7 protein-coding genes and 5 pseudogenes are annotated in these 10,728 nt (G+C 68.3%); 7 read left to right on the top strand and 5 right to left on the bottom strand.

From position 1 onward, the window contains the following. Positions 1 to 42: 42 nt before the first annotated feature. Positions 43 to 2,112 (bottom strand): putative Ig domain-containing protein, encoded by a 2,070-nt coding sequence (locus ACWD35_RS43480; RefSeq protein ID WP_451356858.1) that lies wholly within the window; start codon positions 2,110 to 2,112, stop codon positions 43 to 45. A 410-nt stretch (positions 2,113 to 2,522) separates the two neighbouring features. On the opposite strand from ACWD35_RS43480, the pseudogene ACWD35_RS43475 reads away from it, so the two are divergent. The 3 pseudogenes from ACWD35_RS43475 to ACWD35_RS43465 all read left to right on the top strand — a co-directional run. Further along, positions 2,523 to 3,274, top strand: a pseudogene (locus tag ACWD35_RS43475) (YibE/F family protein); the annotation flags it as partial. Beyond that, positions 3,261 to 3,368, top strand: a pseudogene (locus tag ACWD35_RS43470) (IS5/IS1182 family transposase); the annotation flags it as partial. The pseudogenes ACWD35_RS43475 and ACWD35_RS43470, both read left to right, overlap by 14 nt. Positions 3,369 to 3,536: 168 nt before the next feature. Then, positions 3,537 to 4,165: pseudogene (locus ACWD35_RS43465) on the top strand (SDR family NAD(P)-dependent oxidoreductase). Between the two features lie 5 nt (positions 4,166 to 4,170). Here the strand turns inward: ACWD35_RS43465 and ACWD35_RS43460 are convergent. Both ACWD35_RS43460 and ACWD35_RS43455 read right to left on the bottom strand, forming a co-directional pair. Next, positions 4,171 to 4,301: pseudogene (locus tag ACWD35_RS43460) on the bottom strand (IS6 family transposase); the annotation flags it as partial. Further along, positions 4,298 to 4,987 (bottom strand): SDR family NAD(P)-dependent oxidoreductase, encoded by a 690-nt coding sequence (locus tag ACWD35_RS43455; RefSeq protein WP_451356857.1) that lies wholly within the window; start codon positions 4,985 to 4,987, stop codon positions 4,298 to 4,300. The pseudogene ACWD35_RS43460 and the gene ACWD35_RS43455, both read right to left, overlap by 4 nt. 103 nt (positions 4,988 to 5,090) lie before the next feature. Here ACWD35_RS43455 and ACWD35_RS43450 point away from each other — a divergent pair, with 103 nt between their 5' ends. After that, positions 5,091 to 5,378: a hypothetical protein gene (locus tag ACWD35_RS43450; RefSeq protein ID WP_451356856.1), complete on the top strand. Its 288-nt coding sequence runs from the start codon at positions 5,091 to 5,093 to the stop codon at positions 5,376 to 5,378. A 775-nt stretch (positions 5,379 to 6,153) separates the two neighbouring features. Then, positions 6,154 to 6,581: pseudogene (locus tag ACWD35_RS43445) on the top strand (transposase family protein); the annotation flags it as partial. 270 nt (positions 6,582 to 6,851) lie between these two features. Here the strand turns inward: ACWD35_RS43445 and ACWD35_RS43440 are convergent. Continuing rightward, complete coding sequence (locus ACWD35_RS43440) at positions 6,852 to 7,457, bottom strand: TetR/AcrR family transcriptional regulator (protein WP_451356855.1); 606 nt, start codon at positions 7,455 to 7,457, stop codon at positions 6,852 to 6,854. A gap of 147 nt (positions 7,458 to 7,604) precedes the next feature. On the opposite strand from ACWD35_RS43440, the gene ACWD35_RS43435 reads away from it, so the two are divergent. Next, positions 7,605 to 8,795, top strand: coding sequence for an ABC transporter permease (locus ACWD35_RS43435; protein WP_451356854.1), 1,191 nt, complete (start codon positions 7,605 to 7,607; stop codon positions 8,793 to 8,795). A 154-nt stretch (positions 8,796 to 8,949) separates the two neighbouring features. On the opposite strand, the gene ACWD35_RS43430 is transcribed toward ACWD35_RS43435, so the two are convergent. After that, positions 8,950 to 9,963, bottom strand: a complete 1,014-nt coding sequence (locus tag ACWD35_RS43430) for an alpha/beta hydrolase (protein WP_451356853.1) — start codon at positions 9,961 to 9,963, stop codon at positions 8,950 to 8,952. Between the two features lie 110 nt (positions 9,964 to 10,073). On the opposite strand from ACWD35_RS43430, the gene ACWD35_RS43425 reads away from it, so the two are divergent. After that, positions 10,074 to 10,529, top strand: a complete 456-nt coding sequence (locus ACWD35_RS43425; protein WP_451356852.1) for a MarR family winged helix-turn-helix transcriptional regulator — start codon at positions 10,074 to 10,076, stop codon at positions 10,527 to 10,529. The last annotated feature ends 199 nt before the right edge of the window (positions 10,530 to 10,728 follow it).

The raw sequence follows: 10,728 nt of genomic DNA, 5'->3' as shown, positions 1-10,728 counted from the left end.
GTGCTCAACTCGTGCCGGTCAGCCGGTCAGCCGGTCAGCCGGTCAGCCGGTCGTCAGGGCGGTGTCGTCCACGACGAAGCTGGTCTGGAGGGAGGAGTCCTCCACGCCGTTGAACTTCAGGGTGACCGTCGAGCCCGCGAACGACGACAGGTCGAAGCTCTTCTGGGCATAGCCAGAGGCGTGGTTGCGGTTCGAGTAGGTCGCCAGGGTGGTCGAACCGGCGGTCACCGTGAGCTTGTCGTACGCGGTGCTGGTGGTGGTCTCCGAGGTGTCGATGTGCAGGTAGAAGGTCAGCGTGGCCTTGCAGCCGGCCGGGATCGTCACCGACTGGGACAGCGTGTCGGTGTGCGAGGAGCCGTAGCCGTCGAGCCAGGCGTAGTACGAGCCGCCGTGGGCCGCCTCACCGGTGTCGTTGGTGATCACACCGCTGGTCGCGGTCCAGCCGGTGCTGCCTGACTCGAAGCCGGGGTTGGCCAGCAACTGGGAGGAGGAGCAGCCGCCGCCCCCGCCGGAGCCCACGGTCCAGGTGAAGGAGGTCGAGCCGGAGGCGCCGGTGGAGTCCTTCGCGGTGACCGTGACCTGGTAGGTGCCCGCGGTGGAGGCCGTACCGGAGATCAGGCCGGTGGAGCTGTTGATGGACAGCCCGGTCGGCAGGCCGCTCGAGCTGTAGGTGAGGGCCGCGCCCGCGCTGTCGGTGGCCTTGATCTGCAGGCTGACCGAGCTTCCGGTGGTGGTCGACTGGCTGCCGGGGTTGGTGACGGTCACCGTGTTGCCGCTGGAGCTGCCGGCGGTGAAGGCGGCGGTGCCGTTCGGGGTGCCCCAGCCGGTCGGGCCGTCGTAGCCGGTGCCCGCGGTGCAGAAGTACGACGGGGAGCAGCTGCCATTGTTGCCGCTGGTGACGTCGTACAGGTTGCCGGTGTGGGAGTACGGGTACTTCGCCGGGTAGTCGCTCGCGCCCGGAGTGCCCGCGAGGGCGTAGACGGAGGCGATGATCGGCGAGCTGGCGCTGGTGCCACCGTAGACCGCCCAGCCGGAGCCGCCGTAGGTGTCGTAGACCGCCACACCGGTGGCCGGGTCGGCAACGGCGGAGACGTCGGCCTCCATGCGCTTGGAGCAGCCGGTGTCGGTCTGCCAGCTCGGCTTCGGGTCGTAGGCGGAGCAGCCGGAGCCGGTGCCTTCCGTGGAGTTGGTCTGCCACACCGACTCGCTCCAGCCGCGGGAGTTGGAAGCGGTGGTGAGCGCGGTGCCACCGACGGCGGTCACGTACTGGGAGGTCGCCGGGTACTCGGCGCCGTAGGCGGAGTCACCCGAGGAGACCGTGATTGCGACGCCTGGGTGCTTGAAGTACGAAGTGTCGTCGCTGGTCTGGGAGGAGTCCTCGGAGCCACCCCAGCTGTTGGAGATGAACTTGGCGCCGAGTGCCACGGCTTCGTTCTCGGCGGCGCCGAGGTCGGCCATGGTCGCGGAGTTGGCCTCGACCAGGATGATGCTGCAGTTCGGGCAGACCGCGCTGACCATGTCGATGTCGAGCATCTCTTCACCGGCCCAGCCGGTGTCGTTGGTCGGCAGCGAGGTGGTGGAGCCGGTCTGGCTGACCTGCTTGAAGCAGCCGTTGGCCTTGGTGCAGGACGACAAGCCGTACGTGGAGCGGTACGTGGCCAGGTCCGACTCGGCATTGGGGTCGTTGTAGGCGTCCACGATGCCGACGGTCATGCCCGTACCGGCCGTGGTGGGCAGGTTGTAGGCGCTGTGCAAGTTGGCCGGAGAGAGCCCGGAGGGGGTGGCCGCGAGGGCGGCGGCCAGGCGCTGCCTGATGTCGGTGCGGCGCTGGGCGAAGCAGGACGCGTGGCCCGGCTTGGCGATGGCGCACAGGTGCTGGGTCGGCACCTTCTGGCCGGCCTTGCCGGTGGCGTGGAAGGTCTGCCGCGTCGGGTCGGTCAGGGCCTTGGCGTTCTGCGTGACCTTGGAGGTGTGCGGGTGGGCCGCTGCGGGCTGGGCGCCGGCCGTGGGGGCGGCGACGAGTCCGGCGACGGTGAGGGCAAGGGCGGGGAAGGCGACGGCGACGAGCCTTCGCAGACTCCGTCTCCGCCCGCTCGGGTGTGACTCACGCATGGGGAACTGCCTCCGGTTGACGTGGGGATTCACACTGGATGGGCAGGCCCGTGATTGCGCGTAGCGGCGGCAGGGACCGCGCAGTCATGAGCATGACATTCACCCCACATGGCGAATGAACGTGACATGACAGGGTGCGGGAGGAACATACGTCCGAAGCGCGCAAACCGGCAGCGCCGCAGGGATTTCTTTGCCCCTCCATAGGATGGGGTTGGGCACTCCATTGGAGAGGCGCGAGGCAGGCTTGACGTAGCTCACAGGAAGATCCGCAAGCGCTCTGGCCGGGGTCATGCGAGCGAGTACGGCCACGACTACGAGTACGGGAATCCTCCCGAGTCGATACCTCGCCCCGGCTACGGACCCGATGCCGGCGCGGGCCACATCCCCTCCCCGGCGATGGGCGCGCCGCAGTGACTGGCACCGGACATGGTCCCGACCACGGCCCGGGAGCCGGCGCCGGCGGTCACGGACACGCGCACACCCACGGACCCGCCGCGCCGGTCTCCCGGCACCTGCGCAAGGTCATCGCGGCGATCCTGATCCCGTTCACCGCCGCAGTCGTGGTGGGCCTGGTGGTGCTGTGGCCGGGCGATGCGCCGCCCCACAAGCGCACCGGTGTCGGCTTCGACCAGCAGACCCAGCAGGCGACGGTCACCAAAGTCGTCGAGGTGAGCTGCAAGTCGGTGAACGCCTCCGGCGAGACCCCCACCGGTGACACCTCCACTGCCGAGGGCAACTCGGCGCAGCAGGAGGCGAATGGCACCTGCCACAAGGCCACGATCCGAGTCGACACCGGCAAGGACAAGGGCCGCACCTTCACCGAGATCGTGCAGCCCGACCAGGCGCGGCAGCTGCACCAGGGCGAGAAGGTCGTCGCCGCATACGAACCCTCCGCGCCCAAAGACCTGCACTACTCGGTCACCGACGTCAACCGCCGCTTCCCGATGGGCCTGTTGGCCGGGATCTTCGCGCTCGCCGTCGTGGCGGTGGGCGCCGACTGCGTGGCGTGATGGCGCTGGTCGCGCTGGCCATCAGCTTCCTGTTGCTGAACTTCTTCATTCTCCCGGCGGTCCTGCAGGGCTCGAATCCGCTGCTCGTGGCGGTGGTCGGCTCGAGTGCCATCATGCTGACCGCCCTGTACATGTGCCACGGGATGCCGGCGTCTGCACCGCCGCTATGAGCGCAAAGCCAGTCACTTCCTGGCTTTCACCAGCATCGACTGCACCCTCATCTGCTACCGGCGACTCGGCAATTGAGAGGCTTGTAGGAGTGTCCGACGGATCACGCGACTCGTGCTCTGCCAGCTGCGCCAGCCCGCTGCCGAGTGGCCGTGGCGGAGGTCACTCCGGACTACCTCGCATTGCGGCCGGAGGACCGATGCGCCCGTGCCAGGGTGATGATCGATTGGCGCAACGGTGGGCCTGATGGGCGCAGTGGGGCGTGTCGTGGTGGTCAGAGGTGGCGGCACAGGCATTGGACGGGCGATCGCCGTGTGGTACGCCGGAAGGCGCTCATCCCGTACAGGCAGTCGCGGTCGGCCTGTCCGTACCAGAGGAAGTCGAGCGGGATCTGGAGAACCTTCCTGCAAACGTGGATGTGCGGGTGAACAACGCGGGCGGGCGCGGCGGGCCTGCTCCGGAGGGGGCCTGAAGGAAGTCGCCCAGCAATGGCGCCGGGTCTTCGACAGGAACGTCTTGCCGGCCGTTCTGCTCACCGAAGCGTTGCTGCCGCGCCCGGCCCGGTCCGGCAGCCGTCTCATCACCATCGGCTCCGCCGCCGCTCTGCGGGGCAACGGCGCCTATGGAGCCGCCAAGGCGGCCTTGACGGCCTGGAACCACACGCTGGCACAGCAGTTGGGACGGTACGGTGCGACAGCCAATGCCGTACTGCCGACGAGGAGGAGCTCGCCAGGCGCCGTACCCAGACTCTGGTCGGCATGGTGGGGGAGCCGGAGGACATCGCAGTGGCTGTCGCCTTCCTTGCCTCGCCCGAGGCCCGCTACATCACAGGCGAGTTCCTCAACATCAACGGTGGTGCATTGCTCGGGCGTTGAGCATTGTCGTCCAGGTGCCATTGGTCCCCCGGCCGTGGCCGGCAGTGGCGCAGTCCATCGGCATAGGCCTGCCCGAACTTCACCACCACCGCCGGATGGTCTCGTGGCAGACGATCACGCCGCGCTGCAGCATCACCATGACAGAGGGCCCGCCTCGTCGAAGTAGCCGCCGGTCGGGCCGTCTGGCCCCAGCTGAGCCATCCGAACGATAATCTCGGCGCCCTGCTCGACGCTCTGCGTGCCCTCATGCCGGTTCAGGTCCGTCGCGGTGTAGCCGGGCTCGACGGCGTTGATCCGCATCCGCGGGAACGCCTTGGCGAACTGCACGGTGAGCATGTTGACTGCGGTCTTGGAGGTCGGGTAGGCGACCCCCGGGTAGCCCTTGCCGGCTTGAGCCAGCGAGGCCAGGCTGCTGCTGACATTGACCACGACCGGGGCGGCGGAGCGTTCGAGCAGTGGCAGGAAGGCGTGGGTCACCCGGACCAGCCCGAAGACGTTGGTCTCGAACACCTCCCGCATCACGTCGGCGGTCAGCTCCGCGGCGCCGATGATGTCGCCTCCCGGTGAACGCACCTCGATTCCGGCGTTGTTGACCAAGACGTCCAGGTCGCCGTCGGCCTCAATGGTAGCCACCGCGGCGGCGACCGACGCATCGTCGGTGACATCGAGTTGCACGAACCGGGCGCCGAGCTCGGCTGCTGCGGCCGCGCCCCGCTCGATGTTGCGCGCTCCCAGGTAGACGGTGTGGCCCGCGGCGGTCAGACGGCGGGCGGTCTCGTGGCCGAGGCCTTTGTTGGCCCCGGTGATTAAGGTTGTCGTCATGGGGCACAGCTTCCCCTCGGGATGAGGCGATCGGCCAGTGGTTTACGACGCGGCTCGACCAGGGCGCCGAGGCCCACCATGCGACATCGAGATCTGGGCCAAGGTGACCGAACTGGCGGCGCCGCAGGCATGTGTGCCCATCGGGCTCGCGGCCGACCACGTGGGCCTGCAAGATACGGCCCGTGTTGCCTGGCAGCGGGCCGCCGACCTCGGACGTTCGGCCGGCGCCATGTACAACCTCGGGCTGCTCTTGACAGGGGAGGGGGATGCGGAGGGTGCCCGTGCCCGGTACACCCGGGCCGCCGATGCAGGAGACCCCGGCGCGGCAGAGGCCCTGGCCGCACTGCTTCAGGAACAGGGTGGCGATTTCGAAGGTCCTTCACGCGCGTAGGTTTCACCGGCTCACGGGTGTGCGGCCAAGGGGCACAGACCACTTTTCAGTGGCGCGGCATCTTCAGCCTGCGCTTCCCGCTCGCCGGAAGACTTTGACCATAAAGGGGCACCCGTGATCAGGGGGCGCCTGAAAGGCCGAATGCGTCTGCTTCTTCCCGCACCTGTAGGCGGAAGTGCCTCCATGTAGCACCAGTACTGGGCAGCACCGTCTCCATAGTCATGTCCCGGGCATGCCGATGGTGGACAACTGCTCCACCCGCTCCGGCGACAGCGTCGTGGCCCTGCCTGCAGAGCCACGCCTACCAGCGGCCGAAACAGGGGCAGACGGAACCGGGGGCCGAAAGTCCTCGCTCCTGCTGAAAGGTTTGGGGCCGACGGCGTCGATCAGTGCCTGAGGCCCGTTCTCGTTCAGTCGATGGTCACGTCTGCCTGTGCCGCGGTGGCCGGTATCGCCAACGTGGCGACGCTGAGGCCTGCCATCAGCACCAATCAGCGCTGTCGCCTCAACCGGGGCGGGGACCGGCAGGCCAACGCCACGTTGCACCGCATCGTGGTCACCGCATGTGCCAAGACGAGCGCACCCGCGCATACCTGGAGCGACGCACCGCCGAGGGGCGAGGAGAGCGCGAGATCATGCGCTGCTTGAAGCGCTAGGCGGCCCGCGAGGGCTACGCGCTGATACGCGCTGATACGCGCCGACATGATCACATGCCACCAACAGCCTGACGACCCATCAGCCCTCACGGCCGCGGCTTGACAAGCATAGGGGCATCAAGCACAGACACCATGGCCTGCTCGTGATCGCGTTCACCGACGACAAGGGCCGACTGCTCTGGGTCTCGGCGGCCCGGCCCGGACGCACCTCGGAGATCACCGCCTGCCGTCACGGCCGGCTCACCGCCAGGCTTCGGGCGGCCGGCCTCGGAGCCATCGCCGACCTGGGATTCGTCGGGCTCGACGACAGCGGTCCCGACGCCGATCCGGCAGTGATCACAGGCTGCAGGGCCGCCCGAAACCGGCCGCTGACGCGAGGGCAGAAGCTGTCCAACACGGCCCTTGCCGCAGTACGGGCGCCGGTCGAGCACGGCTTCGCCCACCTGAAGAACTGGCGCGTCCTCGGCAAGGTACGCACCGACCCGAGGTGGGCGACCGCCCTGGTGCGGCCCTACTGGTGCTGACGAACCGCGAAGTCTCCCGGTGACCGGCGATCTTCGCCGAAGTCATCCGCCCGCGACCAGCACGAGCATCCCGGACATCACGCACACCAGACCCGTGACCTGCAACTTCACGATGCAGAGTGCTCAGTGCATCGGCGACCGCACCTCGAAGCCCACGAGGCCGCCCACAAACGCGGGTCAGAAGGGGTGCCTCCGTCCGGAGCGGCACCCCTTCCGAATGACCTTGTCTCACCTTGGCCCGCGGATGTCCCACCTGTGACCAGCCCGTGCGGCCCTGTAAGCGGCGAGACCGCTCAGCGCTCACCGGCCGGCCCCGGCCACAACGCCCGCACCGCGTCAGGCACCTCGGCCACAACAGCCGGATCGAGCAGAGCCACTTGGAGGATGTAGCCGGGGAGGACGGAGAGCATCGTTGAAGCGATCGCCTCGGCCGTCACGTTCGTAGGCAAACCACCCTGTTCCTGCTGGTAACGCACCAAGGTGACCAGATTGGCGCGTATGCGGCCCATGAGATGGTCGAGCTTGCGCGCCAGTGATCGGTTGCGCATGGCCTCTCCCCAGACCAGAACCGCGAGGCCGGCCACGTCTTCCTCGACGGACTTGGCCCGAATCACGTCGAGCAGTTCCGCCATGACCGCCCCCATGGATTGGTCCTGCCGGTTCGTGGCGACGGCGAGCGTGATGTCGAGGACATCGCGCATGTTGTCCTCGGCGATCGCAAGGATCATCTCGTCCTTGCTGGTGAAGTGCCGATACACCGCACCCGCGGACAGCCCCGCCTCCGCGAACAGGTCCTGCATGGACGTGGAGTGGAAACCGTCACGGAGGAAACAACGGCGCGCGGCGTCCAGGATCTGCTCGCGGCGAGCGTCCATGTGCTGCTGGGTGACCTTGGGCATGAGGCCAGTCTAACAAAGAAAACGAACATTCGTGTTGACGGTTTCCGGCGCTGCAGGTCAAACTGAGATGTAAGAAAACGATCATTCTTTTTTGTGAGAGGGTGGGTTGTGAGGAACCCCTTGTCAGGACACCCGGCATGGCGGGAAGTGGCCATTGCCGCCGTGGCACTGCCCATAGTGATCACTTTGGCGGTGATGGCGTTCGCCTGGCCGGCGGGGCGGATCTCGCCGCGCGACGTCCCGGTCGGGATCGTGGGGACCGGGCCGGCCAGCCAGCACGCGGTGGAGGCACTGACCCGTGCGAAGCCTGGCGCGTTCGACTTCCACCTCTATGCCGACCGGCAGGCCGCGCGGTCGGCGATCAAGAACCGGGATGTCTACGGCGCCTTCGCCATCTCCGGCGACAGCATCACCGTGCTGAAGGCCACCGCCGCCAGCCCTTCCGTGGCCCAGCTTTTGACCGATGTCGGACAACAGCTGGCCGACAAGGCCACCCAGCAGATCGCCCAGCAGAAGGCCGCCGGTGCGCATTCCCCGGCGAAGGCCCACAAGCAGGCAGCCGCCCAGCCGGGCGCTGTCCAGCAGAAGGCCGCCCGGCAGGGAGCCGCCGGTGCTGATTCCTCTGTGAAGATCCTTGTGAAGGCGGTCGACGTGGTGCCCGTCGCCGCAGAGGACCTCCGGGGTGTGGTGTTCAGCTCATCGATCTTCCCGCTCACGATCTGCGGCATCCTGATCGGCGCGTTTGTCACGATGGCTCCTGGCCTTGCACGCCCGCGGCACCGAGTGCTGGTACTTCTCGCCGCATGCGCCGTCGCGGCCCTGGGTGTCTATCTCGTGGCCCAGGGTTTCCTCGGGGCGCTGCCCCACAATCACGTGGCCACGTGGGCGGTCCTGTCGCTCGACCTCCTCTCCATCAGCGCCACCGCTGCCGGCGTGATCCGACTCCTCGGGCCGGGGGGCCTTGGGCTCAGCGCCGCGGTCATGGTCTTCGTCGGGAACGCCTTCTCTGGCGCCACCTCTGCTCCGGAGATGCTCCCAAAGGGCGTGGACTACGTCGGCCAGTGGCTGCCCCCCGGCGCCGGAGCCAGCCTGCTTCGCGATACCACGTACTTCGACGGCAACTCCGGCGCCGGCCATCTTGCCGTCCTGGCTCTGTGGAGTGTCTGCGGGCTCACAGCAGTCATGTGCGGCCACTGGGTCACCGGGGAAGCCCGCGGCGCGAAGACCAATGCGACGGCTTCCGGGGAGTTGCTCCCGGCTTTGCCGGGATCCGGCGAGGCTTTGTCGGTTCGGCGTCACGCGCACGCCCACGCCCGTCGCCATGACGGTGACGGCTGATGCCGAGCGCTTCATGCGCGCGATCAGGCCCTGGCCGCCAAGGACTTCGGCCCGGTGTCCAAGGCGAATGAGGCGCTGACGCACGGCTGCTCCCTGGCCTTCGCCGCCTCGGGCGTCATGTTCCTGGCCGGGGGGTGGATCGCGGTCCTGGCTGTCAACGCGCGCAAGCAGCACACCGTGTCGGCGATGGTGCTCCTGCGGCCGTCGCCGACATCATGTGGAGGCCGCCGGGTCGGTGTCGGTGGACCGGTTCGAGATGGTCGGCGCCCGGGCGCCCGGCGCTCAGGTGGGCGGTGAGGAAGCGGGCGGCGCGGTCGAGTGCGGCGTCAGCCTCGTCGAGGCGGCCGTAGTGGTGTTGGAAGACGTGGGGGAGGCCGGGGCCGACTTCGAGCGTGACCTCGACGCCGTCGGCGCCCGCGCGGCCGGCCAGCCGGACCGCGTCGTCGAGGAGCACCTCGTTCGCCCCGACCTGCACGAGGAGTGGGGGCAGTCCGGTGAGGTCGGCGAACACCGGACTGGCCAGGGGATGCGCCCTGTCGCCTGCGCCGACGTAGAGATCGGCGTAGGCGCGCACGTCGGCCTCTGTGAAAATGGGGTCGGCGCTCTCCTTGGAACGGATGCTTCCTCCAGCGAGGGTGAGATCGGCCCAGGGGGAGAAGACGACCACGGCGGCTGGTTGCGGCAGCCCGGCCTCCCGGGCGGCGAGCAGCGTGGCGATGCTCAATCCGCCACCGGCGGAGTCACCGGCCATGACGAGGTCCCGTGGGTCGGTGCCCGACGCCAGGAGCTCGCGGTAGGCCGCGAGCCCGTCGTCGACAGCCGCGGGGAAAGGGTGCTCGGGCGCCAGCCGGTAATCCACCGACGTCGCGCGCAGCCCGGCGCGGCGGGCCAGTTCACCGACCAGCCCTGCGTGGGTGTCCGGTGAGCCGATGACATAGCCGCCGCCGTGCAGGTAGAGCAGTCGGCCGCGGCCGGAGGCTTCGGCCGGCTCCAACTCCAGTATCGGCCGCCCGCCCAGGACGGTCCTGCGGGTGACCACGCCCTCCGGCGCGGGGCGGGTGACAGCCGCGGCGAAACCGCTGCGCTGCTCCTCGGGAGTGGGCCGCACCTCGCTGCGAGGGGCGGAACGGAGTATGGCGTCCAGGGCGTCGCGCTGCTGTCGGGACATGCGGGGCCTCCATGGGTCGGGGTGCGAGGATGGATTCCTTGGAATCTACCTGCCTGACCCCAACCGGATTCCAAGGAAGATGATTCCCAGGAATCTACTGGAAGGCTAATGTGAGCCACATCACTCCGATCTTCACCGATCTGGTCCGCGTCGAGACCCGGCTCTACAACGCGGTGAGCGCCCGGTTGCGTGCCGAACAAGGGCTGGGGCTGGGACAGTTCGAGCTTTTGGAGATCATCGACCGCGTGCCGGGGTGCCGCGTACTCGACATCGTCGGCGAACTGGCGATCACCGTGGGGGCCGTCAGCAAGGCGGTCGACCGGCTGGTGGCTGCGGGCTGGTGCCTGCGGGTCGCGCACCCCCAGGACCGCCGCTCGTCCGTCCTCCGCCTCACATCCGCGGGTGAGAAGCAGTTGTCCGCTTCCCGCCCCATTGTCGAAAGCGAGCTCATCTCACTGACCGCGGCGGTTCCCCCCGACGACCTGGCCCGCATCGCCTCAACCCTGGCCATCCTTCGCGCAACCCTCGAGGCGGGCCCCACGGCCGGCCGGGATGAGGGGACATGACCCGCGAACGGCATCCGACCTCCCCAGAGTTGAGTGACGCTGCTTGGCCCCACAAGGCCGACATCACGAAGTCAATTTCAGTAGCCTCTGAGAAAACCTCACTGTGTCAATCCCCCCGATCTGTGGAGACCTTCCTATGCAGCCAGTTCCTCGGTGAGGCTGGCCTGGTAGCTGTGTTCGTAGTCGATCGGGCTCTTGA

It is taken from the genome of Streptomyces sp. NPDC002671, from assembly GCF_053592475.1.
Note: the sequence above shows the minus strand (reverse complement) of the source record. Positions and strands in the feature narration are given on the sequence as shown.